30 protein-coding genes are annotated in these 23798 nt (G+C 62.4%); 14 read left to right on the top strand and 16 right to left on the bottom strand.

Annotation, left to right across the window (positions count from 1 at the left end; translation table 11 throughout):
- Positions 1 to 530 (top strand): ATP-binding protein (locus AC2VNO_RS03730; protein WP_486932877.1); only part of this gene is annotated, 530 nt, incomplete at its 5' end.
- A 22-nt stretch (positions 531 to 552) separates the two neighbouring features.
- On the opposite strand, the gene AC2VNO_RS03725 is transcribed toward AC2VNO_RS03730, so the two are convergent.
- Positions 553 to 990 (bottom strand): hypothetical protein, encoded by a 438-nt coding sequence (locus AC2VNO_RS03725; RefSeq protein WP_200825324.1) that lies wholly within the window; start codon positions 988 to 990, stop codon positions 553 to 555.
- A 362-nt stretch (positions 991 to 1352) separates the two neighbouring features.
- Between AC2VNO_RS03725 and AC2VNO_RS03720 the strand changes: the two genes are divergently transcribed.
- From AC2VNO_RS03720 to AC2VNO_RS03710, 3 genes are all read left to right on the top strand, one after another.
- Positions 1353 to 1811 (top strand): ATPase, encoded by a 459-nt coding sequence (locus AC2VNO_RS03720; protein WP_234261295.1) that lies wholly within the window; start codon positions 1353 to 1355, stop codon positions 1809 to 1811.
- Between the two features lie 132 nt (positions 1812 to 1943).
- Positions 1944 to 3008, top strand: a complete 1065-nt coding sequence (locus AC2VNO_RS03715; RefSeq protein ID WP_234238351.1) for an AI-2E family transporter — start codon at positions 1944 to 1946, stop codon at positions 3006 to 3008.
- Between the two features lie 153 nt (positions 3009 to 3161).
- Positions 3162 to 4181 (top strand): IS30 family transposase, encoded by a 1020-nt coding sequence (locus tag AC2VNO_RS03710; RefSeq protein ID WP_191224384.1) that lies wholly within the window; start codon positions 3162 to 3164, stop codon positions 4179 to 4181.
- On the opposite strand, the gene AC2VNO_RS03705 is transcribed toward AC2VNO_RS03710, so the two are convergent.
- The 6 genes from AC2VNO_RS03705 to AC2VNO_RS03680 form a co-directional block, all read right to left on the bottom strand.
- On the bottom strand, positions 4175 to 4537 hold the full coding sequence (locus AC2VNO_RS03705; protein ID WP_191224383.1) for a hypothetical protein: 363 nt from the start codon (positions 4535 to 4537) through the stop codon (positions 4175 to 4177). The genes AC2VNO_RS03710 and AC2VNO_RS03705 overlap by 7 nt on opposite strands.
- A gap of 27 nt (positions 4538 to 4564) precedes the next feature.
- Positions 4565 to 4933: a cation transporter gene (locus tag AC2VNO_RS03700; protein WP_191224382.1), complete on the bottom strand. Its 369-nt coding sequence runs from the start codon at positions 4931 to 4933 to the stop codon at positions 4565 to 4567.
- A gap of 137 nt (positions 4934 to 5070) precedes the next feature.
- Positions 5071 to 5811 (bottom strand): ferric reductase-like transmembrane domain-containing protein, encoded by a 741-nt coding sequence (locus AC2VNO_RS03695; RefSeq protein ID WP_191224381.1) that lies wholly within the window; start codon positions 5809 to 5811, stop codon positions 5071 to 5073.
- 98 nt (positions 5812 to 5909) lie between these two features.
- The gene (locus AC2VNO_RS03690; RefSeq protein ID WP_486932876.1) at positions 5910 to 6779 is read right to left on the bottom strand and encodes a WD40/YVTN/BNR-like repeat-containing protein; all 870 of its coding nucleotides are present in this window, start codon (positions 6777 to 6779) and stop codon (positions 5910 to 5912) included.
- A 72-nt stretch (positions 6780 to 6851) separates the two neighbouring features.
- Positions 6852 to 8489: a multicopper oxidase family protein gene (locus tag AC2VNO_RS03685; RefSeq protein ID WP_486932875.1), complete on the bottom strand. Its 1638-nt coding sequence runs from the start codon at positions 8487 to 8489 to the stop codon at positions 6852 to 6854.
- A 71-nt stretch (positions 8490 to 8560) separates the two neighbouring features.
- Positions 8561 to 8893, bottom strand: a complete 333-nt coding sequence (locus AC2VNO_RS03680) for a hypothetical protein (protein ID WP_234269514.1) — start codon at positions 8891 to 8893, stop codon at positions 8561 to 8563.
- A gap of 231 nt (positions 8894 to 9124) precedes the next feature.
- On the opposite strand from AC2VNO_RS03680, the gene AC2VNO_RS03675 reads away from it, so the two are divergent.
- Entirely contained in the window at positions 9125 to 9460 is a 336-nt protein-coding gene (locus AC2VNO_RS03675; RefSeq protein WP_486932874.1) for a hypothetical protein, read from the top strand.
- Positions 9461 to 9546: 86 nt separating this feature from the next.
- On the opposite strand, the gene AC2VNO_RS03670 is transcribed toward AC2VNO_RS03675, so the two are convergent.
- Positions 9547 to 9951, bottom strand: coding sequence for a hypothetical protein (locus tag AC2VNO_RS03670; RefSeq protein ID WP_486932873.1), 405 nt, complete (start codon positions 9949 to 9951; stop codon positions 9547 to 9549).
- Positions 9952 to 9972: 21 nt separating this feature from the next.
- Between AC2VNO_RS03670 and AC2VNO_RS03665 the strand changes: the two genes are divergently transcribed.
- A complete protein-coding gene (locus AC2VNO_RS03665) occupies positions 9973 to 10332 on the top strand; it encodes a c-type cytochrome (RefSeq protein WP_486932872.1) in 360 nt (119 codons plus the stop codon).
- Between the two features lie 51 nt (positions 10333 to 10383).
- Here the strand turns inward: AC2VNO_RS03665 and AC2VNO_RS03660 are convergent, their stop codons facing one another.
- The 7 genes from AC2VNO_RS03660 to AC2VNO_RS03630 form a co-directional block, all read right to left on the bottom strand.
- A complete protein-coding gene (locus AC2VNO_RS03660; RefSeq protein WP_486932871.1) occupies positions 10384 to 11460 on the bottom strand; it encodes a L,D-transpeptidase family protein in 1077 nt (358 codons plus the stop codon).
- A gap of 112 nt (positions 11461 to 11572) precedes the next feature.
- Positions 11573 to 13036 carry a cardiolipin synthase gene (cls, locus tag AC2VNO_RS03655; RefSeq protein ID WP_486932870.1) on the bottom strand — a complete coding sequence of 488 codons (1464 nt, stop codon included), beginning with the start codon at positions 13034 to 13036 and terminating at the stop codon, positions 11573 to 11575.
- Complete coding sequence (gene lgt, locus AC2VNO_RS03650) at positions 13036 to 13854, bottom strand: prolipoprotein diacylglyceryl transferase (RefSeq protein ID WP_486932869.1); 819 nt, start codon at positions 13852 to 13854, stop codon at positions 13036 to 13038. Before lgt ends, cls begins: the two co-directional genes overlap by 1 nt.
- Before the next feature lie 91 nt (positions 13855 to 13945).
- Entirely contained in the window at positions 13946 to 14278 is a 333-nt protein-coding gene (locus AC2VNO_RS03645; protein ID WP_486932868.1) for a hypothetical protein, read from the bottom strand.
- Between the two features lie 120 nt (positions 14279 to 14398).
- A complete protein-coding gene (locus AC2VNO_RS03640; RefSeq protein WP_486932867.1) occupies positions 14399 to 14836 on the bottom strand; it encodes a GNAT family N-acetyltransferase in 438 nt (145 codons plus the stop codon).
- 159 nt (positions 14837 to 14995) lie between these two features.
- The gene (locus AC2VNO_RS03635; protein WP_486932866.1) at positions 14996 to 16618 is read right to left on the bottom strand and encodes a multicopper oxidase family protein; all 1623 of its coding nucleotides are present in this window, start codon (positions 16616 to 16618) and stop codon (positions 14996 to 14998) included.
- A gap of 72 nt (positions 16619 to 16690) precedes the next feature.
- A complete protein-coding gene (locus AC2VNO_RS03630) occupies positions 16691 to 17044 on the bottom strand; it encodes a hypothetical protein (RefSeq protein WP_486932865.1) in 354 nt (117 codons plus the stop codon).
- A 180-nt stretch (positions 17045 to 17224) separates the two neighbouring features.
- On the opposite strand from AC2VNO_RS03630, the gene AC2VNO_RS03625 reads away from it, so the two are divergent.
- The 8 genes from AC2VNO_RS03625 to AC2VNO_RS03590 all read left to right on the top strand — a co-directional run bounded on the left by AC2VNO_RS03625 (position 17225) and on the right by AC2VNO_RS03590 (position 23408).
- Positions 17225 to 17656, top strand: a complete 432-nt coding sequence (locus AC2VNO_RS03625; protein WP_486932864.1) for a hypothetical protein — start codon at positions 17225 to 17227, stop codon at positions 17654 to 17656.
- A gap of 123 nt (positions 17657 to 17779) precedes the next feature.
- Complete coding sequence (locus tag AC2VNO_RS03620) at positions 17780 to 18382, top strand: Spy/CpxP family protein refolding chaperone (RefSeq protein WP_486932863.1); 603 nt, start codon at positions 17780 to 17782, stop codon at positions 18380 to 18382.
- Positions 18383 to 18462: 80 nt separating this feature from the next.
- Positions 18463 to 20967, top strand: coding sequence for a heavy metal translocating P-type ATPase (locus AC2VNO_RS03615; RefSeq protein ID WP_486932862.1), 2505 nt, complete (start codon positions 18463 to 18465; stop codon positions 20965 to 20967).
- Positions 20964 to 21230 (top strand): hypothetical protein, encoded by a 267-nt coding sequence (locus AC2VNO_RS03610; protein ID WP_486932861.1) that lies wholly within the window; start codon positions 20964 to 20966, stop codon positions 21228 to 21230. Before AC2VNO_RS03615 ends, AC2VNO_RS03610 begins: the two co-directional genes overlap by 4 nt.
- Before the next feature lie 78 nt (positions 21231 to 21308).
- A complete protein-coding gene (locus AC2VNO_RS03605) occupies positions 21309 to 21620 on the top strand; it encodes a hypothetical protein (RefSeq protein WP_486932860.1) in 312 nt (103 codons plus the stop codon).
- Positions 21621 to 21690: 70 nt separating this feature from the next.
- Entirely contained in the window at positions 21691 to 22800 is a 1110-nt protein-coding gene (locus tag AC2VNO_RS03600; RefSeq protein ID WP_486932859.1) for a YncE family protein, read from the top strand.
- Positions 22801 to 22815: 15 nt separating this feature from the next.
- Positions 22816 to 22968 carry a hypothetical protein gene (locus AC2VNO_RS03595; protein WP_486932858.1) on the top strand — a complete coding sequence of 51 codons (153 nt, stop codon included), beginning with the start codon at positions 22816 to 22818 and terminating at the stop codon, positions 22966 to 22968.
- A complete protein-coding gene (locus tag AC2VNO_RS03590; protein ID WP_486932857.1) occupies positions 22965 to 23408 on the top strand; it encodes a DUF411 domain-containing protein in 444 nt (147 codons plus the stop codon). Before AC2VNO_RS03595 ends, AC2VNO_RS03590 begins: the two co-directional genes overlap by 4 nt.
- A gap of 43 nt (positions 23409 to 23451) precedes the next feature.
- Here AC2VNO_RS03590 and AC2VNO_RS03585 read toward each other — a convergent pair.
- On the bottom strand, positions 23452 to 23798 hold a 347-nt coding region (locus tag AC2VNO_RS03585), incomplete at its 5' end, for a TrkA C-terminal domain-containing protein (protein ID WP_486932856.1).

Below are 23798 nucleotides of genomic sequence, written 5' to 3'. Positions count from 1 at the left end.
TGGCCAAGGCCGATCATGGTTTGCTGCCCAATCCCGCCGAGCCGGTGCATCTGGAGCGGGAAGTAGACGCTTTGCTGGAATTCTACGAGGCTCTTGCCGAGGAGAAGCAGGTTACGATGCAGCTCAGTGGCGCCGCCACAGTTACCGGCGACCACCTGATGCTACGCCGTGCGATTGCCAATCTGGTGTCCAATGCAGTGCGGCACACCTCCCCTGGCGGCATGATCGAGATCACGATTACCCAAGCTAAGGAGATGGCACGTCTGAGTGTCAGCAATCCTGGTGAGACCATTCCCACCGATCAGTTAGCCAAACTGTTCGAGCGCTTCCACCGCGCCGACAACATCCGCAGCCACCATGGCGAGGGAGCAGGACTGGGGCTCGCCATCACACGATCCATCGTCAAGGCTCATGGTGGAGATGTTGCGGTCAGTTCGCAGAATGGCATTACGAGCTTCTGCCTCTCCCTGCCCCTCTCCGGCAGGCAAAGTACATCATACCATCGTGGCGCCGACGCTGATGGCGAGTGACAGGCAGAAATCCGTTGCCGGCTCATTTGCGATCAATTTGTTGTAGATAGCGCTCTCCGAGCATCTGGCGGCGTGCCAACCACACGATTATCGGCGGTAGCACGAGCCACTGCAGCAGAGGTGTCAGCCCGGTGCCCACAAGAGGCAGTGTCGGCATCCGCTCGGCGTACTGCCAACGCTGCTGAAGCTCAGTGGCATGCCACTCGAGACCGACTGTAATCACGATACCAGTGGCAATGAAGGCGAAGATCGCTCGCGCATCGGGCCGGAGCAGCCAAGAGCGCTGGCGCCGAAACATCGCTACGACCCAGAAAGCCACCAGGGCAATAAGCACATCGCCCATGGTTGCCCGGGTGCAAAAGATGACCGCATCCCAGTGAGCCATCTCAGGCATTGCGACGAAGTAGGGAACTTGCAGGAATTCCCACGGATAGTTCAACAGAAACGCAAATAGCGCCACGTTGAACTCCGGGATGGCCAATAGCCGGCTAGACCTGCTGTATCCGGCTCGTGCTCCCGCCATTATCAGGGCTCCAGAACAGAGAGAAGGCGATGCTGGGCAACAGCTTGAGACAGTGTTTCACGCCATTCGAAGCCAGGCAACCGCTGCCATGCTTACAGCTCGAGCAGCCATCGTTCCTTGATACCGGTCAAGCGATCTCCTTGGACAGTGAGCTATGGTGAAAAGACCAATCGGCGTCAGACACCCATACGCCGTGCCAATCAATGGCGGGTTGAACCTGATGCTGCGAATCAGCTCGCCTACAGCTGGCCTTTGCACAGGCCAGATTTCAGAATCCATCAATACAGCGAGAATGAATCATGTACGTCTCAACCTTCCAAGACGTGGTGGAGTGGACACGCACCCTGCATGAACATATGGCGCACTGCCTGAAACACTGCTCAACGCAGCAGGATGAAGAGCGCGCCAAGTGGCTGCTGACCTATCTGGCAGACCATGAGGCGGCCTTGGAAAAGGTCGTCGCCGGCTTCGAGAAACAGGCCGATCCCAAGGCGTTGAATACCTGGCTCTACGACTACATTTCCTACCAGCCCATCAAGCCGCACCAGTCATGCAATGCACCCTATGCGGAAATGAGCTTCGACGAGATCTGCCAGGAAATCTTCGATCTTCACAATCAAATCATCGACTTCTATCGCTACCTCGAGGGACGTACAGAGATTCCCGAAACACGTGAGCTGATCGGCGAGCTACTCAAGCTGGAACATCATGAAGCAATGCGCCTGGCCCACCAGACCAGCCGCACACGGGATCTATGAAGGACAATGCTTCCACCACGCCAACGGCACCGTTGACGCAAGCATCGCCGAGCGATATCCCGCTCGGCGGTTCGTCACAGGGCTGCTGGGCGTTAGAGGCCGATCTATATCATGCAGAGGCAAAGCAAGGCCATGAATGATGATCGAAGGTCACCTCATATCACCGCCCTTGGCTTGATTGCGATAATACTCTTTGCAGCTTCGCTATATTGGCTTCGAGTTCTTGTCGCACCCATGGCTTTTTCCCTCTTTCTTATGGCACTGGTGTGGCCGGTATATCAGCACCGTATATTCAAGGGGAAGCGAGCGCTGCGTGTACTCGCCCTTGTCATTGCAGTGCTCCTTGTGCTCATTGCAACCTCAGCCATTCTCCTGCTTATGGGCTACGGCGTCCGCGTCGTTGTGGACGGTCTATCGCAGTACGGTCCGCGTGCGCAGGAGACTTACTACAGCATCGGCATGTGGGTCGAAGAGCGGGGTATTGCCTTTTGGCCCACCGCCGGCGACCCATTCAGTCTCAGCCAGGTGTTTCATCTGCTCCATGAGACAGTGATGCGCATCAATGCAATCATTGGATTTATGGCGTTATCCCTGATCTTTCTTATTTTGGGGTTACTGGAAGCCAATGACATGCAGCGGCGTCTTCCGCATGCCCTGGGAGAAGACGTAGCCGGGCGGTTGTTGAGTGCATGCCATGCTCTCGGATGGAAATTCCGCCGCTATATGCTCGTCCGCTCCGTCGTCAGCTTCTTGACAGGCATTTTGACCTGGCTATTCGCATTGCTGACAGGTCTCGATCTCGCCATCGCCTGGGGAATTTTGGCCTTTGCGTTGAACTACATTCCTTTCCTGGGTTCCATTCTAGCCGTTTTCCCACCAGTAATTTTTGCCGTTGTCCAGTTCGATAGCTGGCAAGATCCGGCTCTGATTCTTCTCGGTATGACATTGATACAGTTTTCGATTGGCAACCTCCTGGATCCCAAACTCGAAGGTCATGCGCTGGCCATTTCACCAATTTCCGTCGTATTTTCCATTTTTTTCTGGGGAATGCTTTGGGGCATACCCGGGGCTTTTATGGGCGTCCCCTTACTGATCGCCATCGTCACGATTTGTCATCATTTTCATGACACCTGCTGGATAACGCGAATGTTGACTCCAGGTGGACGAAAAACCCCTCACTCAAGCACATGGCGATGATGAAATTCCATCTCTGTGGCGGGCTCTCCACTTCGTTTTATCCGCAACTGAAGATGGTACCCCCCCTCTTCTGGAAAACTGAAGAAATTTCCATAAGTAATGGCGGTCTCAATGACCAAGTGCAACACATGACCCATCAGGTATCGTGTTGCCATGCCCTATTGCTATCGCCACCTCACTGCTGAAGACCGAGCCGCCATCATGATGATGCGAACCACCCACTCGATCCGGGCCATCGCCGCTCACTTGGGGCGCGCGCCAAGTACCGTGTCACGGGAACTTGCTCGCCACACCGTCGATGCTAGCAGCGGCTACGATGCCAGCCTGGCAGGCTATAGAGCGCGGTTGGCGCGTCACCGGCCACGTCAGCAACCAAAGCTGCACCCCGACAGCGAGCTATTCGATTTAGTCGCCTATCTGCTGCGCCAGTACTGGTCACCGCAGCAGATCGCCAGCACACTGTCACTCATGTTTCCTGATGATAGTCGCCACCAGGTCTCACACGAGACCATCTACAACGCGCTCTATGTGATGCCCCGGGGCTCTCTCAAGAAAGAGCTCATCGCCTGCTTGCGGCAGGGCAACGGCAAGCGTCGGCCGCGCAGCCGGGGTAAAGACCGGCGCGGCCAGATCCCGGACCTGGTCAGCATTCATATGCGGCCGCCCGAGATCGAAGACCGCCTGATGCCCGGCCACTGGGAAGGTGACTTGATCATGGGAGCCAACAACCGATCCGCCGTCGGCACACTGGTGGAGCGCACCACGCGCCTGGTGATACTGGCCAAACTGGATGGCACGACGGCCACCGCCGCTGCCATCGGGTTCAGCGACAAGCTGAACGAGGTCCCACGCGCCTTACGGCTCTCCATGACCTACGACCAGGGCAGGGAGATGATGCGGCACGCCGAGATCACACAGCGGACCGGGACGGCCATCTATTTCGCCGATCCCCATAGCCCGTGGCAGCGGGGCTCCAACGAGAATACCAACGGTCTGTTGCGGCAGTACCTGCCAAAGGGCACGGACCTGTCGGTCTATAGCCAGGAAGAGCTCGATGCCATTGCGGATTCATTGAACACACGACCCCGCAAGACATTGGACTGGCGGACGCCTTTGAGCGTCTATGCCGAGGTGCTCAAGAAGTCAGTCGCTGGACCAAACACCCTTCAATAGTGTTGCGCTTGGAACTTGAGACCGCCAATCGTATCGGCGATAGACATGGGCTCCAGCAACCGATACGTTCCAGCATGACCTTCATGCCGTATACGTGCAGCAACTTCAGCGTCCTCGATTCGCTGGCCGGATTCCTCATCTACTACAGTAACGATGAGGTGTTGCTCCCGGGTCGTGATACCCTCACGCCCCTGATGAATGACTCGATGCTCCCTTATCATCTCTGCTGGCAGAATACCAATATATACGGTCATGCCATCAGCCGACTGGGAGTATCTATCATCGGCTGACAATGACCCAGTACTCCATAATGTCAAGCAGGCAATAAGAAGCAGAGACTTTCTAAAATAATTCATGGCCTTTCTCCCAAAAAAATGCTTCGCCTATTTTCTCTTCCCACTACCATGCGTTTTTTGGTGGCAACTCCAAGGCTCATGAGTTGCATTATCCTTTACGTTCTGATCGACAAAACGGTAGTGTTCTTCCTTCAACCTCGTCCACCAATCATGGCTTACCTCGACTGCATGCTTCCTCAGTATATCCTCCACACAGTCAAGGCATATTCGCGTTGCATCATAAGCAAGGTCGAGCCGACTTTTCCTTGAGTCATACGATACACTCTCCAGCCCATAAAGCTGATCGATGTCGGCGATTGCCGCCTGAATCGCCGCCTCATCACAGGGCACCAGCTTCAGATGCCGGGTTACCAGATTGATCTCGGACACACCCAAGCGGCGATCTTTATCGCTCATATCAATTACCTTATTCTTCAAGAGTATCGTGCTAGCGCATCAGTCCTTTAAGTATTGCTCGGACTGGAGCCACTCACATTGATATGGATCAAGTTTGATCTCACCTTAAAAAAACAGCCAGACATGACGTTATTACTTTATGCACCTCTTCGCTTTCTTTGAAAGAAAATTTTCAACGTAGCTGCCGATTGCAAGATCAAGACGCTTCCGATAAGAGCAAGGAACCAGAATCGAAACCAGTTTGGATCCGGAACCCCACGCTGAAAAACCAGATTCCTGAGGCTCAGCTCATAGTGCAAGAAGAGGAAGTAGCTTGCATGAAGGGCTACAAGATAGAAAATTACGTAAGCGTAATTCTGAAGGTGCTTCCATGTTGAGCTGCCCAGGAAGCGCATGGCCTTGTCGGACGATATGGCGAACAGCACGAGCCCAAGGAAGAGAGCGATCAGACCGATCATGTTGGCAAGCCCGAAGCCCGGGTCAACGAGAACTGGGTCCGAAAGCCCCACTACCGGCAAGTCCTGATAGCCTAAAAAACCGCGGATCGACCAGCGTGCCCAGCCATCCCACACCAGGAAACCGTGTACCAAGGCAAAAATGGCAAACCAGATTCCAAAAGCTCGCCGCCAATTGACGAGATAACCTAGTCTCCGGGGCCACAGCCTTGCCAGCGGACCTATCGCCATGACGACAACCAATAGAATGAAGGCGGCATCACCGAAGGCCCGCCAAGTGCGCATTTCCGCGTCCCACTCCATACGGCTCAACCAGAATAGCCCGGCTGCCGCGGCACCGGTCAGGGCGACAGCGAAGTGCTTGCCAAAGTGCCAGCTCTTTGTCTGCTCCTTGGTTTTTGTTGGTGATGCCCCTTCATCCATGATCCCACTAGCCTGTGCTCTATGCTCCATCTCCAACCCTCTCTCCTCTTTATCCTGACGTCTCGACTTCGCCGGGCTAAGCGCGCTGATAAATGGCGTCAGTCGAGGCGTACCCAGTCGCGACCGCCGTTGTCGCTCTGCAGCAGCCGCCCTTCGTCATCGGCTGCCACCAGGCGCTCAGGGTTGCTGGGACCCACCGCCAGGTGCAGGAGATAACGCTCTCCCCAACCACGCTTCACGACTTCCCACTCGCGGTTGGCCTCTTCGGCCATCAACAGACCGCTATCCAGCACGAAGGCATAGAGCCGCCCATCATGGGCCACCACCAGACTTACGGGACGGCGCTCGGGGTGAATGGGACGCCAGCGCTGGCCGCCATTGGGGCTCATCAGCAATCCGCCCTGGGTGGCAGCAAAAAGATGCTCGGGGTCACGGCTGGAAGCCGCCAGAGCGATCAGGCCGTCGGGAGCTCGTCCCTGGATCTCCCATTGATGCCCCCCGTCATGGCTGACCTGCAGCCAGCCAGCGTAAGCGCCGTAGAGCACATTCGGGTCGGCCTCACTGACGGTAAGTTGATGAAAATCCACCGGGCCATCGACACCTGGCGAACGCTGCTCCCAGCGCTTGCCGCCATCGGTGGAAACCACCAGGCCAAGGTTACCGCCTCGGGCCGGGTGGCCGCTGGCGAAGAACGTTTCGGCGTCGGCAGGGTGCGGCGTGAAGCCCATGAAGTCATGGGTCTCTTCCGAAATCCGGCGCGCCAGTCGGTCGGCACCAACGGCGTAGAAGCCATGGTGGGTAGCCAGCCAGAGGCGATCGCTGTCCGAGCGGTCGAAGGCCAGGCCGTGTATATGGGTTTGCTGGCGCAGCTGCTCCAGGCTGATACCCTTCTCTTCGCGTGAGCAGCCCGCCAACAGCAGAGTCGCCAACGCCGTCAGCAGCAGAAAGGCGCTTTGGAAATAGCGCATCGTGAAATCTCTCTCATCATGATCGGACCCGGAGCCGCCCGGCGGCCCCGGATTGAAGAAGCAGCGGCGATCTCAGCTCACGCGGATCGTCGCCATCATGCCGAGCTCCTCATGCTCGATGATGTGGCAATGGAACAGCCAGTCGCCGGGCTCACGGAACACCATTCGCAGCTTCAGACGCTGATAAGCCGCCAGATTGACGGTGTCTTTCCAGGCCAGCCAAGGCGCTTGCTGCCATTCGCCTTCGGCATCGCGGGTGGCGATCACCTGGAAATGGGTACCGTGCACATGGAAGGGATGATCCATGTGGGAGTTGTTGAAGACCTCCCACTCCTCCACCTCGCCCACCTTGCCTTCGAACAGAATCTCATCCATGGCGAAGGCACGACCGTTGATCAGGAAATCCACCTCGGGGCGCTCAGCCGCTGCGTCCATGGCATGATCAGCCCCATGGCCAGGGCCGTGGGTACCATGATGACTGCCGCTGCCATGACCGGCATGCGGATCGCCGTGGCCGGCACCGTGATCGTCATGGCCGGCATGCGGGTCGCCGTGGCCGGCACCGTGATCGTCATGGCCCGGCATCACTTCGGTCAGTTCCACCCGGCGTTGCACTACCGGTTCACCCAGCGGCTCGACACGGCCCAGGCGCTCGGGCAGCGAGACGGGAGCTTGAACCGCCGAGTCGAGCGTGTGAATCGCCAGCAGCGGTGCCACGGCGTCCAGATGGGGCGGCCTGTCGCCCATCCAGCCACGCTCGTAGGGGTGGCTGGCCAATTGGAAGTGTCCCTCGGCCCGCTCGCTGACCCGCACCAGCAGGTCGGCCCGCTCGCCCGGGGTGAGCAGCAGTTCCTCCAGCGGCTGCGGCCGCTCGATCAGCCCGCCGTCGGTGCCGATCAGGATCAGCTCGTGCTCATCCAGACGCAGGCGCAGATAGCGTCCGGCACATGCATTGATCAGCCGCAGGCGCAAGGTAGAGCCCGGCGCCACATCGAGCCGCGGTTCGCGCTGGCCGTTGACCAGCAGAAGCTCGCCCTCGCGGCCGTTCATCCAGTCCTCGGCGGTATGGGGCGCGACCTCGCCATTCGCCCTCAGGCGCAGGTCGCTGATCACCAGCAGGTGCTCCTCGACCCCGGCAGGCAGTGCATCCTCGGCGGGGCGAACCAGCAGCGCTCCCGCCAGGCCATGCGCCACCTGCCTGGCCGTGCCCTCGTGAGGGTGGGGGTGGAACCAGTGCAGGCCCGCACTCCCGCTGGGGAAGGCGTAGCGGTACTGGCGCGACTCACCCGGCGCCACGGCGTCCCAGGGAGCGCCATCGTGCGCCTGCGGTACCGGCACGCCGTGCCAGTGCAAGGTGGTCTCCTGCTCCAGCTCGTTGATCAGGGTGATATCCAGCTCATCGCCCTCTCTCACCTCGATCAGTGGCGCCACCTTGCCGTTGTAGAGCCAGAGCCTGGCCTCGAGCTCATCGCTCAGGGGCACGCTGAGGGGGGCCGGGGTCAGCACGCTGCGGAAGCGGCCGGCGGATTCGCTCAGGTTGACGATACGCGGCAGCGACTGTAACGGCTGGCCGCCCTTCGGCAAGGCGGCCAGGCTGGCAGGCGGCACCCCATGGGGGTGCTGGCGAGACAGGGCGTAACCCATGGTGCCAGCCGTCGACAGCAACAGCGCGCCCAGCGCCGAGTAGCCCAGAAATTCACGACGTTTCATTGACTTGTCCTCGAGACATGTACGCTCTCACCGCGAATCGATCGTCCGCGGCGCCATCAGGGGAAAGAGGTTCAGACCCGAGGAGGGCGTTCGATGGGATCCGGCGGTCCGAAAGGACCGTCGGGAACGGCATCGAACAAGATCAATGAAGACGCCAAGGCGCGACCGTCCGACGACATCACGACGGTTCCGCACTGCAGGCAGGGTAGGCAGCAGGGAGACGCTGCGGAGGAATGCGGCTCATCCGGATCGGTCATTTCCCAGGCCAGCGGCTGCTCCTGGGCTATCAGGCTATCCAGGCAGGAAGCATCGCCATGGTGCCCACCGGCAACCACGGGTGGCACGATGACCAACATCAGGGCCAGCGACAGGCTCAGTAGCCAGTGCCAGGAGAATCGACGCATGGAGGTAGGGACGTATGAGCCAGTGGTAACCGGAGTATTTCATGCTCGGGAGAGGGGGAGCAACCTGAGTCCTGCCCATACCTTGCCTGAAAGATTCTTGCGTTCGGGGAGGTCGGCTGACCGAGATCAGGAAATGGTGACTTTTCGCGGCTTGCGAGCCGGCGGCGCTTGTCTGCCTTTCTTCACATCGCGATGATGAACGGGTAGCTCTTCATCGGATACCAGCCGCTCATGCGCAGAATACTGCTTGTCCTGGTCAGCCTGTGCCTGGTCCTGTCGCTGTCGGCAGGCTCAACGGCACTTGCCAGCGTGGACGCTGTGCGCGATGCCGCCCATGGCCAGCATGAGGCAGCCCGAGACGAGCACCCCGCCTGCGGCCAGACGGCCCACACCGATGTGACCGAGTGCCAGGTCAGCTGCCTGAGCAGCAGCCACTGCATGAGTGGGGCCATGCCGCTCACTGCGACCCTGAGCTCGCCTGCCCTGGCGACGCGGCCCCCTTGCCATACCGGGGTCCGGCCCACTCCTCCCTGCTTCATGGATGAGCGACCTCCCAGAACCGCCTGATTTGCCGCTAACGACCCGGCGCGCCAGCGCCATTGACCTCGTATGCTGTCTATCAGGAGCCCACCATGGCGACCCTTCTCACCTATTCAGCCCCCTTGCTGTCGGGCAAGCCCGCCATGCCAGGAACAACCGCCCGAGCCGCCGTACTCATGGCCGGCATGCTGCTGGCCGGCACGCAGAGTTTCGCGCATGACGAGCCGGCACATACGCATGCCGCTCCGACGAGTGTGAGCCATGCGGCGCATAACCATGACCATGACCATGACCATGACCATGACCATGACCATGACCAACAGGAGCATGGCAGCGAGGCGACCCACGATCACGGTCATCAGCACGATCACGGCCATGTCCACCAGGGTCACGACCACGCAGGCAGCGCGGCGAAGCACGACCCTGCTCATGGCCATGCTCATCGCACCCACGACGACGAGCACGCGGAAGCGGCTCATGATGCGAACGCACATGACCACGCACATGACCACGCGCATGAGCATGCTCACGATCGGGCCATGCCGGAGGCATGGGCAGCCCGTGAGAACCCCCTGCCGCTGAGCGCCGAAGCCCTTGCCCGCGGTGAGCAGGTTTACCAGCAGTACTGCTCCGCCTGCCATGGCCCGCTGGGCCAAGGCGATGGCCTGGCGCCCGCCGTCGCCTACTTCGATCCCAGCCCCACCAACCTGGCGCTGCACGGGCCCGCCCATGGCGCCGCGGAATATGCCTGGATCATCAGCGAGGGCAATGCCGAGAGCGCCATGCCGCGCTTCGACACCAAGCTGAGCGAGAAGGAAATCTGGTCCGTAGTGCACTACATTCGCCATGGCCTGGCAGATGAGCAGGACGAGCAGTACGCCCAGGCCCATCAGCACTGAAAACGAATCGGGCGCCCAAGGGCGCCCGATTCGTTCATGGCTAGATCAAGGCTAGACCGCCAGCTCTCGCCAGAGCAGGCTCTCTTCTTCTTCCTCAGGCTCCGGTTCCGGCTCCAGAGCGGGCGTGAGGGCAATGACCTCACCGCTGGGGTTCTCGAGTAGCTCACGCAGCATTTCGTAGTTCAGGGCCGTGGCCGGCTCGTCGTCGTCACGCTGCAGCATGGCCAGCGTTTCCATCAGGTTGGCCATGCCGGTTTCCTGCTCGCCCAGCGCCTCGTAGACCTGCACGTAGGGCGTGTCGCCGTCCCAACCCGCCTTGATCGGCTGGTTGATCAGATGCACCTGCATGCCGACCGGCACACGGTCGAAGATCGACTCGATGTCTTCGGGGAACATGCGAACGCAGCCACGGCTGGCGCGCATGCCGACCCCGTCGGGCTGGTTGGTGCCGTGAATCAGATAACCGGGGATATCGAGCAGGATGGCATGCCTGCCCAGCGGGTTATCGGGCCCCGGCGGCACCACCGCGGGCGCCGTCTCGCCGCGAGCGGCCGCCTCCTCACGCACCGAGCGCGGCGGGTACCAGGCCGGGTCCTTGAGCCGCATGGTGGTCTTGGTGATGCCCAACGGCGTATCGAAGCCTTCGCGACCGATACCGATGGGATAGGTCTCGACTCGCGGTGTCTCACCTTCTCTCGTCGACGGGTAGTAATAGAGCCTGAGCTCGGCCACGTTGATCACGATGCCTTTGCGCTCCACCGGGGGCAGGATGAAGCGGCCGGGAATCAGCACTTCAGTGCCCTCACCCGGCATCCACACGCTGACATCGGGGTTGGCACGGCGGATCTCTTCGTAGCCAACGTTGTTGGCGCGGGCTATGTCGATCAGCGTCTCGTCCTGACGCGCCTCGACGACGTAATCCTTACCGATGACATCGCCCCGCTCGGGCAGGGGGTAGTGTCCCTTGGGCCACTCCTCCTCGGTCGCATTACCGTTTTCCGCCGCATCTTCCTCGGCCCAGCTCATCCCGGCCAGCAGAAAGGTGGCCAATATGCCCAGGCCAAGGGACAGCCAGGTCTGGCGTCGCAAGGTCCAGTTGCACTCACGTACCACAGCATACAGATTCATAGCGTTGCCTCTTGCCTGTCTAACCTTAGGAAACTAATAAAAAATGCCCCTATCATAACGATCCTCTGCAAAAGTCGACACCTCACGGGCTTCGGCTTCTCCATGCGCCGGCTCAAAGTACGGGGGCAAAGAGATAGGCGCCCCGCCCCGCCACACGATGCCAAAGCGGCCGGTCGAGTAGGTCCTCAACCGTCATCTGGCGCGACCTGGCAAAGTCCCGTTCGAACATCGCCTCCACATCGCTGGCAAACTCCCCATCCATGATCAGCGCCGTCACCTCGAAGTTGAGGCGGAAGGAGCGGTTGTCGAGGTTGACGGTGCCCACGGCAGCCCAGGCGTCGTCCACCAGAAACGCCTTGCCATGCAGAAAGCCCTCCTGATAGCGATGAATTTCGACCCCGGCGTCGATCAGCGGCCCCAGAAAGGCGTAGGCCGCGTAGAAGGTCAGCAGATTGTCCGGTCGTTCAGGAATCAGAATCCTGACATCGATGCCGTTCAACGCCGCCAGCTTGAGCATGCCCTGCACCCCCTCGTCGGGCACGAAATAAGGGCTCGAGATCCAGATCCGCTCGCGCGCGGAATGGATCGCTTGCTGGATCATCAGGCTGGCGGTCTCGAAGCGATCCGCCGGGCCGGTGGGCAGAATCAGCGCTGGCACCCCATTGACCGAAGGCACGGACGGCTCCCAGGGCAGGTCGGGAACCTCCTCGGTGGCCCAGTGCCAGTCCTCGATGAAGACGAGCTGCAAAGCCAGCGCCGCCGGCCCTTCCAGCTTGAGATGGGTGTCGCGCCAAGGGCCAAGATCCTCATGCCCTTGCAGATATTCATTGCCGATGTTGAAGCCGCCGACCCAGGCCCTCGCGCCATCGGCCACCACGATCTTGCGATGATTGCGAAAGTTGAGCTGAAAGCGATTGCCCGGGCCACGTGTGGAGTGGAATCGGTGCACGTTCACCCCGGCGTCGCGCAGCGCCTGCAGATAGGCGTTCGGCAGCTTGTAGCTACCGATCTCGTCATACAGGAAATAGACCTCGACACCTTCGCTGGCCCTGGCGATGAGGCGCTGCTGAAGCTCACGCCCAAGGTCGTCGTCACGCACTATGTAGAACTGCACCAGCAGGTAACGCTCTGCGGCTTCGATGCCGGCAAAGATGCTGGCGAAGGTTTCCTCACCATCGATCAGCAGGGTGGCGTCATTACCGCCCAGGTAAGGCAGCTTGGCCAGCCGCTCCACGCCGGCCAGCGGACGGGCATTCTCGGACCACTCGACGCGATGCGCGCCAAGCTCGCCCAGCTTGTCCGCCAGCGCCCGGGCCAGCTCCGAGTCCTCGTCACGCCGCGAGCTGACATAGCCTTCGAACTTGTTGCGCCCGAATATCCAGTAGGTCGGCACCGCCACGTACGGGATAGTGTTCAACGAGACGATCCAGGCGATCGCCCCTTGTGAAGTACGGCTCGACATCAATGCCTCAACCGAGGACACCATCCCGACGACATGCGCCAGCGCCACGAAAATGGCCAGCTTGCCCCAGGAACGGCGACGCTGTGGGCGACTGCGCGAAAGCCAGGCGATCATCAGCTCGCCTCTTGCCCGTAAGGTGCCACAGCGGGCAACTCGTCCCGGCCCTGTCGTCGCGACCACAGGATGAGTGCCGCCCCGGCAGCGATCATCGGCAGGGTCAGCAGCATGCCCATGGTTACCCAGCCGAAGGCAACGAAGCCGATGTGGGAGTCCGGCAGTCGCACGAACTCCACCGCGAAACGGAAAATGCCGTAAAGTATCAGAAACAGGCCGGAGACCAGTCCACGACGCCGTGGGCGGCTGGATATCCACCACAGCACCACGAACAGCACAACCCCCTCGAGAGCAAACTCATAGAGCGCCGAAGGGTGGCGAGGCTCGGGACCCATGTGCGGGAACGGCATGGCCCACGGCAGGTCGCTGACTCTCCCAGGCAGCTCGTGGTTGATGAAGTTGCCGATTCGGCCCGCGCCCAGGCCAATCGGCACCAGCGGTGCAATGAAGTCAGTCAGTTGGAAGAAGGCAAGATTCTTCTTGCGAGCGAACAGCAGCGCCGCCAGTAGCACGCCGATCAAGCCGCCATGAAAACTCATCCCGCCATCCCAGAGCCTGAAGGCCCACAGCGGATTGGCGAGGAACTGATCCATGCCGTAGAACAGCACGTATCCCAGACGACCTCCGGCCACCACGCCAATGGCGGCATAGAAAAGCAGGTCACCGATGTCGTCGTGGGTGAGCCCGAGGCGGTGGGCACGGTAGCGTCCCAGCAGCCAGGCGGCAACGAAGCCCACGACGTACATCAACCCATACCAATGAATCTGCAGCGGTCCGATGGCTATGGCCACCGGGTCGATATCGGGGTAGTTCATCACAAGAGTCCTCTTTACAGGCGCAAGACATACAAAGCCACACCTGTAGCGAATGCGGTGCAAAAGCGTGGAGTATCGGCATTCCGAAGGGGGACTAAACCCGCGGGGGGCGCTCCAGACGGTCACGTGATGCGGGTAGCGGCGCTTCATCGATACCCCAACGAGGATCTGGCGAACGGGGGACTAATGCGAGAAGCGAGAGACTGGCACCGGTGCAAATCGGCGTCGCCCCTGCGCAGGCGGCTTGCTCGACCGTCTGCGCCTGGCTGCTGTCGGCATAGGTCACCGTAGCAACGTCCAGCACCGAAAGAGCGCCTGCCTGGCAATCTTCATCGCCGTGACTCCAGGCGCTCATGGCAGCCTGCGGCAGCGTAAACACGATGCCGAGCAGTAGGCAGAACAACCAGGTGAGTGGACGGTAACGCATCGAAACGAATCAGCCGAGTCGGTGTAAGGGGACGCATCTAGTCTTCCATGGTCGCAAGCGAGCCGCAAGCGCCCCTCTCATTTTCCTACGGCCAGGGCCGAGCGCGGCGGCGAGGAGGTCTCATCCATTTGACGCCTGACGCCTAGGCAACTTCAACCCCATGATCAGAGCTTCGTTCTTAGTATCAATCACCTCGAATCCATGTCGGCGGTAAAAATTGATAGCACGATGGTTATCGATAAGCACTTCCAGCTTCAGACACCGGAATCGCCTAACTTCCGAGGTACTGATGATTAGGTCGAGTAATTCACCTGCAATACCTGACCCCCGCGCCTCCGGCGACACCCACATTAGCGACAGAAACCCGCACAGCGTTTCGAGATCGTTACAGTAGAATGCGGCGATACCGAGCACCTCGCTCTCTCGGTAATGCACCAGCAGCTCCGCCTTTCGCATCAGCTTAGCTGCATAGGTTTCCAAGTCGATACCATAGAAAAAATCGCCACACGGGCGATTGTGTTCCTCCCGCAAGATAGCAGCCAACTCTTCAGCCTTCATGGCGAGATCTCCATGGCAGAACATCCTCATTGACCATTGTGTCGACATTGCCCCAGCCAGCAATTACGGTTCGAAGCCGCCAGGCGATCAACCCATAGGGGGCCGCCCCTGAAGCGCCCAGCTTTAACCACCATCGCGACTGACCTGCAGGCGGCGATCTCAGCTCACGCGGATCGTCGCCATCATGCCAAGCTCCTCGTGCTCGATGATGTGGCAATGCAGCAGCCAGTCGCCGGGCTCACGGAACACCATTCGCAGCTTCAGCCGCTGATAAGGCGCAAGATTGACGGTATCTTTCCACGCCAGCCAAGGCGCCTGCTGCCACTCGCCTTCGGCATCGCGGGTGGCGATCACCTGGAAATGGGTACCGTGCACATGGAAGGGATGATCCATGTGAGAGTTGTTGAACACCTCCCACTCCTCCACTTCACCGACCCTGCCTTCGAACAGAATCTCATCCATGACGAAAGCGCGGCCGTTGATCAAAAAGTCCACCTCGGGGAGTGGGGCCGTCTCATCCATCGCGTGATCAGCCCCATGTCCGGCGCCATGGGTGCCATGATGACTGCCGCTGCCGCCGCCATGACCGGCGTGAGGATCACCGTGTCCGGCATGCGGACCATCATCTCCAGAACCGTGATTGCCATGGCCCGGCATCACCTCGGTCAGTTCCACCCTTCGCTGGACTGCCGGCTCACCCAGAGGCTCGACGCGGCCCAGGCGCTCGGGCAGCGAGACGGGGGCATGAACGTCCGCGTCGAGAGTGTGAATCGCCAGCAGCGGTGCCAACTCGTCTAGATGGGGCGGCCTGTCGCCCATCCAGCCACGCTCATAGGGGTGGCTGGCCAATTGGAAGCGTCCCTCGGCCCGCTCACTGACTCGCACCAGCAGGTCGGCCCGCTCACCCGGGGTGAGCAGCAACTCCTGCAGTAACTGCGGCCGCTCGATCAGACCACCGTCGGTGCCGATCAGGATCAACTCATGCTCATCCAGGCGCAGCTGCAAATAGCGTCCCGCACAGGCGTTGATCAGTCGCAGACGCAAGGTGGTGCCCGGCGCGACATCGAGCCGGGGTTCGCGCTGACCGTTGACCAGCAGCAGCTCACCCTCGCGACCGTTCATCCAGTCCTCGGCGGTGTGGGGTGCGACCTCCCCACTAGCCCGCAGACGCAGGTCGCTGACCACCAGCAAGTGCTCCTCGAGCTCGGTAGGCAGTACATCCTCGGCGGGGCGGACCAGCAGCGCCCCCGCCAAACCATGAGCCACCTGCGAGGCCGTGCCCTCGTGAGGATGGGGGTGAAACCAGTGCAGGCCCGCACTCCCCGCAGGGAAGGTATAGCGGTACTGGCGGGACTCGCCCGGCGCCACCGCGTCCCAGGGGGCACCATCCTGGGCCTGGGGCACCGGCACGCCGTGCCAGTGCAGGGTGGTCTCCTGCTCCAGCTCGTTGATCAGGGTGATGTCCAGCTCATCCCCCTCGCGCACCTCGATCAGCGGCGCCACCTTGCCGTTGTAGAGCCACAGTCGGGCCTCGAGCTCATCGCCGAGCGGCACCGCATGGGGGGCCGGGGTCAGCGCGCTGCGAAAGCGGCCGGCCGTCTCGCTCAGGTTGGCGATGCGCGGCAGCGGCTGGAGGGGCTCTCCGCCCAGCGGCGTCGGGGCGAGCCCGACGGGCGGCGTCGAATGGGGAAGCTGGCGAGAGAGGGCATAGCCCATGGTACCGGCCGTGGACAGCACCAGGGCGCCCAGCGCCGAGTAGCCCAGAAATTCGCGACGTTTCATCAAGTGATCCTCGTGACATGAACACTCTCACCGCGGTTCGATCACCCGCGGCGCCATCAGGGGAAGAGAGGTTCAGGCGCGAGGAGGCCGCTCGAAGGGAGCGGGAGGCCCCGCAGGATGGCCCAGGCCGGGCCCGGACAGGGGATGCGGGGATGCTACCGCCTCGATGGTCAGCCGGGCCATGCTGGCACCGCACTGGGCACAGGGGATGCAGCAGGGAGAGGCCAGGGAGGCATCCGGCTCGCTGGGGTCGGCGATTGCCGAGAGGTCCCAGGCCGCTGCCCCCTGCATGGCCGAATGCTCCATGAGCTGACTCTCCAGGCAGGCGGCATCCCCATGGTGCCCGCCCGCGGCGACGGGCGGCGCCATGGCCAGCACCAGGGCCATCAGCAGGCTGAGAAGCCAATGGGAGGAGAGTCGACGCATGTAGGGATAAACGGCCTTGTGAGCCAATGGAGGCGCGAGTATTTCACGGCCTCGAGGCCCCCGCAACCTGGGCCCTGCCCACAGGTTTACCATCGGAGATTCTTTGACGTGAATCAATGGACAGCTGGCGCTGCTGGACTAGGGTAAGGGCTACACGACACCGACAAGCGAGACACCGTCATGCAGCCTCAGGCGCCCGGGCAGCGCGCAGCACCCCGCCAGGGAGGACTCCCCCTCTGGCTCGGTGCCGTGCTCATCCTGGCGCTGCTGCTGGTCGCTCTGATGGCCAGGGCCCAGACGGCGGAACCTGCCCATCCGGTCGACCCACCGGTGCCGGGCCTCGAGCTCGCCTTCGGCGAGGCCGCGTCGGAGGCCTGGCTCAGCACAGCGCCCGACTTGCCCCACTGCCACCATGACCACGCCTGGCGCCCCGCCTCGGGCGTGCTGCCCCGCAGCGAGTCGCCGGATGCCACTCCCGACCCGTCGCCCCTGATCGCCTCCGTCGCTGGGCCATCCGTGCACCTCACCTCGGCACTTGGCCACCCCCTTCCTGGGCCCGCCTCTCCCCACACCGTTCCCCTCTACCTGCTGACACAGCGCTTCCGGTCCTGAGTCCTGGGTGGTTTCCCAGACACCCAGTCGTAGTCGCGCGGCATTGACCTCTGTGCCGCACATAGCCGGAATACTGTGAGCATTGGCCCTCGACGGGACCAATCAGCAGCAAGGAGAACGATCATGAAACTTCGCAAGCAGACTCTCGCCCTCGGACTCGCCCTGGCACTCGGTGCCGGTAGTGCCGGCACCGCCCTCGCCCAGGGCATGCCGGACTCTCGACCCGGTCAGGGAAGCGGCATGATGGGAGGCATGATGGGCGGCGGCGGCCAGGGCGGCATGGGCCCCGGCATGATGGGAGGCATGATGGGCGGCGGCGGCCAGGGCGGCATGGGCCCCGGCATGATGGGAGGCATGATGGGCGGCGGCATGATGCCCTGCCCGATGATGGGCGAGGGCATGGGCATGATGTCGATGCTCGACCCCGATCAGCGCAGCCAGATGCGCGAATTGATGCAGGAGCACCGCCCGGCCCAGTTCGAGCGCAAGGGGCGCCTGATGAATCTGCGCGACGACCTGATGGCCGAGATGCACGGCGAGCGTCCGGATCCGGAGGCCGTGCAGGAACTCCACGGCCGCATGGCCGAGTTGCACGGCGAGATGATGGCCGAGATGGTGCGCATGCGTAACGCCATGCACGACCTCATGACCGATGAGCAGCGCGAGCAGCTTCAGCAGGCGGCGCCCGCCGACGTGGATCCCGAGGACCACGATGCCCATCACTGATCGGCGGAGTCACTGAGTACGCAACATCAAGGACGGCCAACCCTGGCCGTCCACTAGGCGACAGCTGCAGGAGGCACGTGATGAGTGACACCAGGTCCAGAACGATCACCCTGACGGTACCCGGCATGGGCAGCGACCACTGCGCCGGCATCGTGCGCAAGACCCTCGAGCGCCTCGATGGCGTGAGCGAGATCCAGACCAATATCGCCAACCATCATGTCAGCGTGACGGTCGAGGAAGGCGGACCCGACGGCAACACCCTGAAGGGAGCCGTCGAGGGTGCCGGCTATGACGTGGCCGCCGTCAGCGGTGGTGGCCAGCAGCAGATTCGCCTGACGGTGCCCGGCATGGGCTCGGACCACTGCGCCGGCATCGTGCGCAAGACGCTCGAACGCCTCGATGGCGTGGGCGAGATCCAGACCAATATCGCCAGCCACCGCGTCAGTGTGACCATCGAGGCCGGTGGCCCCGATGGTGAGGCGCTGAAGCGCGCCGTCGAGGGGGCCGGCTATGACGTGGCCGCCGTGCAGACCGAGGAGCAGGAGGCGGGCGACGGCGACGCCGAGATCGAGGAGGCCTACCTCGCCCAGGCGCGCAAGCGCCTGATCATCGCCGGCATACCCGCCACCCTGATCATGCTGTTGATGATGCCGCACATGTTCTGGCAGCCGATCCCGGGCTACCTGGCCATCGTCGCCCTGCTGGCCTTCCCGGTGATCTTTCTCTACGGCGGCGCCGCCACGCACCGCTCGAGCTGGCGCTCGCTGAAGAACGGCACCTTCAACATGGACGTGCTGATCTCCATGGGCAGCCTGCCGCCCTACCTGATCGGCCTGGTCGGCTTCATTACCCCCATGACCTCGTTCATCGAGATGGGCGCCACCATCATGACCTTCCACCTGCTGGGGCGTTACCTGGAGGCCCTGGCCAAGGGGCGCGCCTCCCAGGCCATTCGCCGCCTGCTGACCCTGGGCGCCAAGACGGCCCGGGTGGAGCGCAACGGTGAGGAGGTCGAGGTGCCGGTCAAGGAGCTGGCGCCCGGCGACATCATGATCGTGCGCCCCGGCGACAAGATCCCCACCGACGGCGAGGTGGTCGAGGGCGAGAGCCATCTCGACGAGTCCATCGCCACCGGTGAATCGATCCCGGTCTACAAGAGCCCCGGCGACAGCGTGATCGGCGCCACCATCAACAAGGAGGGGCGCCTGCGGGTCAAGGCGACCCGGGTCGGCGGCGACACCTTCCTCGCTCAGGTGGTGCGCCTGATCGACCAGGCCCAGGGTTCCCGGGTGCCGATCCAGGAGTTCGCCGACCGCATGACCGGCCGCTTCGTGCCGGCGGTGATCCTGATCGCCCTGGCCAGCCTGGCGGCGTGGCTGCTCATTCCGGATGCCCTGCGCCCGATCCTCGACTGGGGCGCGACCTTCCTGCCCTGGGTCAACCCCGAGGCCGCCACCCCGGTGCTGGCGATCCTGGCCGCCGTGGCGGTGCTGGTCATCGCCTGCCCCTGCGCGCTGGGCCTGGCAACGCCCACGGCGCTGATGGTGGGCTCCGGCATCGGTGCCGAGCGCGGCATCCTGATCCGCTCCGGCGAGGCGATCCAGACCTTCAAGGACGTCAAGGTGATGGTGCTCGACAAGACCGGCACCATCACCCGCGGCGAACCGACGCTGACCGAGGTGGTGGCCGCCGAGGGCGTCGAGGAGTCGCGCCTGCTGATTCTGGCGGCGAGCGTGGAGAACGCTTCGGAGCACCCCATCGCCCGGGCCATTGTCGACGGTGCCAAGGAACGCGATGTGACGCCCGGCGAGGTCAGCGAGTTCCGCTCCACCGGCGCCCGCGGCGTCTCGGGCCGGGTGGGCGACGCGAGCGTGCTGATCGGCAATCGCCTGCTGCTCGAGGAGGAAGGCGTGGCCGGCCTCGAGGCCCTGGATGACGCCATGGGCGAGCTCGAGGGCAAGGGACGCACCGTGGTGATCGTCGCCGCCGACGGCCAGGCGCTGGGCCTCGTGGCCGTGGCCGATACCCTCAAGGAGGAATCGAAGGAGGCCATCCGCGGAATGCACGCGCTCGGCCTGCACGTGGTGATGATCACCGGCGACAACGAGCGTGCCGCCCGGGCCGTGGCCGACGAGGTCGGCATCGATGAAGTCCAGGCCGGCGTACTGCCCGAGGGCAAGGTCGATGCGATTCGCAAGCTGCAGGAAAGGTACGGCAACCACGTGGCCATGGTGGGCGATGGCATCAACGACGCCGCGGCGCTGAAGCAGGCCAATGTAGGCATCGCCATCGGTGCCGGTGCCGACGTGGCCATCGAGGCCGCCGACGTGACCCTGGTACGCGGCGAGCTCACCGGCGTGGTGGAGGCCATGCACCTCTCTCGCGCTACCTTCAGCAAGATCGTGCAGAACCTGATCTGGGCCAGCGGTTACAACGTGGCAGCCATTCCCATGGCCGCCGCAGGCCTGCTGCACCCCATGATCGGCGTCATCGCCATGACCGCCAGTTCGCTGTCGGTCATCGGCAATTCGCTGCTGCTCAAGCGGCGCTATAACCGTATTCAACCCCGAGGAGACGACTCATGAACCGACCTCGTTCCAATCCCGACCTTCACACAAATTCTGCCGAGGAGAGCCACGAAGCCCCGGGGCAGACGCCGGGCCAGCACTCGGGTGGGCTGCATCACTGGATGATGACGCTCTGCCTGATCCTCATGGGTGGCGCCTTCGCGTTCGTACTGTGGCGTGGCCAGACGGGCGGCAGCCTGTTGTTGCTGTTGCCGATGCTGCTATGTCTAGGCATGCATTTCCTCATGCATCGCCACGGCCATCGGCATCGTGACGAATGACAGCGGAGAGTTGCGCTGGGTCAATGCAGCGCAGGGTACACCACGCTAGGATGACGATGAGCATACTGAGGCTGCACCATGATTCGACTCGCCACTTCCAACCTGCAACATCGACGCATCCAGCGCCTCCTGGCGCTGCTGCTCGTGCTGCTGGTGGCGATGAGCAGCCTTACGACGCACGCTGGCATGCAGGCCGATCTGACAGACTGCATCGCTGTCGAACAGCTGCAGGAAGCGAACGACAGCGAAGATCACAACTGTGGCACCTGCACCGCTGTGTCCCCGAGGCTGCGGTTGACCCTTTCCGAGCCAGCCGAGCAGTCGACCACGCTCGACGTGGCCTTCATGCCCCACTCCCCCCTGCCGCCACAGCGCCCTCCCAGAGCCTGATCTACGTTGGCGGCCTCGCCGCCTGGCCATCACGAGCCGTTCACGATTTTCTTAGATCAGGAGTTCCATCATGACCCTTTTTCGCAAAGACGCCCTTGCTCGGCGCCCCGTTACCGATGCCGTTTCACACACCATTCCGACCATGCGACTACCCCACGCCTTCGGCTGGCTACTCGCCGCCGGCCTGGCGCTCGTCAGCACCGCCGGTCTGGCCGGTCAGATGCCCCAGGGCCAGGTGTTTACCGCCAATGAACACGGCGCCTCGCTGACTCACATCCAGCTTGCCGAAGGCACCATCACTACACATGACATCGCGATTGCACCGCATAACGTTCAGGTCAGCGCCGACGGGCGCTATCTGCTGGCCGTCGGCGAGCGCGCCGGACACGCTCATGGCGGCAATGGTCACGCCCACGCTCATGGCGACGAGCCTGGCAAGCTGAAGGTGTTCGATGCCCTCGACTTCGACGGCACGCCGCTCGCCGTCATTCCGGTGGGCAGCCATCCGGCGCACGTGGTGAGCGACCTGACAGGCCAGTTCGCCTTCGTGACCAACGCCGGCGATGCCAGCGTGTCGGTGGTCGACCTGGAGTCTCGCGAGCTGGTCGCCACCATCGGAACCGGCGACTACCCCCATGGACTGCGGCTGAGCCCAGACGGCAGCGAACTCTACGTCGCCAACGTGGCGGACGGCAGCGTCACGGTGATCGACACGGTTGCTCGCGAAGAGGTAGCCCGCATACCGGTGGGAGAAGCCCCGGTGCAGGTGGGCTTCACCGCCGACGGCGCCCAGGTCTATGTTTCGCTACGCGACGAGAATCGAGTAGCGGTCATCGATACCGTCACTCGGGAAGTCACGACCTCGGTCGAGGTCAACCGGCTGCCGATCCAGGTCTATGGCACACCGGATGGCCGACTCATGCTGGTGGCCAATGAAGGCACGAGCGACGAGCCCGACAATCGCGTCTCTGTCATCGACACCGCCACCCAGCAGGTCGCTGCCACCTACGAAGTCGGCGCTGGGGCTCATGGCATCAGTATCGATGACAGCGGCCGATTCGCCTTCGTCACCAGCCTGTTCGACGACAGCCTGTCGATCATCGATCTGAGCAGCGGTGACATCGTCGCCATCCATGCCACCGGACACGGCCCCAACGGCGTGACCTGGCTGGCCAACTGAGCAGGAGAGCCGACAATGATGACCAATTGCCTCGCCCTGATGGGCCACATGAGCTGGCTGGGGTGGCTGATGCCGCTGGCCGTCCTTTCCCTGCTGGGCCTCGGCATCGCCTCCCTGCTCAAGTACCTGTTCACCTCTGCCAAGCCCACTACAGGAGCACGCCCATGAACCGTCGCACCTCATCTCTGCTGTTTACCGCCAGCCTGCTGCTGGGTGCCGCCGGCACCGCTCATGCCACGCTGCCCGCCCAAGCCACTCTCTACATGAACCCGGAGTGTGGCTGCTGTCACGAGTACGCACGCCAACTGGAAGAGAAAGGCGTCTCGGTCACCGTTATCGACGACGTGGAAGTCGGCAAGATCAAGCAGCAGGTCGGCCTGCCCTACGGCCTGGGCTCCTGCCATACGACGCTGATGGGCAGATACGCCATTGAGGGTCACGTACCTTTCGAAGCCGTGGAGAGGCTGTTTCAGGAACGCCCCAGGATCGGCGGCATAGGACTTGCCGGCATGCCCATCGGCACCCCCGGCATGCCGGGGCCGAAGCGCGGTGACTGGGACGTCTACCAGTTCACCGATCAGGAACCGATGCCGTACATGACGCTGTAAGACCCGCCAGGGGCTCCGGCTCTAGCCGGTGCCCCTCCACTCATCAGAAGAACGTCAGCCCGACCTGGAACAGCCGCTCGACGTCACGGATGCGGCGCTTGTCGATCACGAACAGGATCAGGTGGTCGCCGGACTCCACCACCACGTCGTCATGGGCGATCAGCACCTCCTTGCCGCGTACGATGGCGCCGATGGTGGTGCCCCGTGGCAGGTCGATCTCGCCGATGGCCCGGCCCACCACCTTCGACGACTGCATGTCGCCGTGGGCGATGGCCTCGATGGCCTCGGCGGCACCGCGGCGCAGCGAGTGCACGTTGACGATGTCGCCACGCCGCACGTGGGTCAGCAGGCTGCCGATGGTGGCCTGCTGCGGCGAGATGGCGATGTCGA

It is taken from the genome of Halomonas sp. TH-94, from assembly GCF_057473365.1.
The sequence above is the reverse complement of the archived record's forward strand: the minus strand, read 5'-3'. Positions and strand labels throughout refer to the sequence as shown.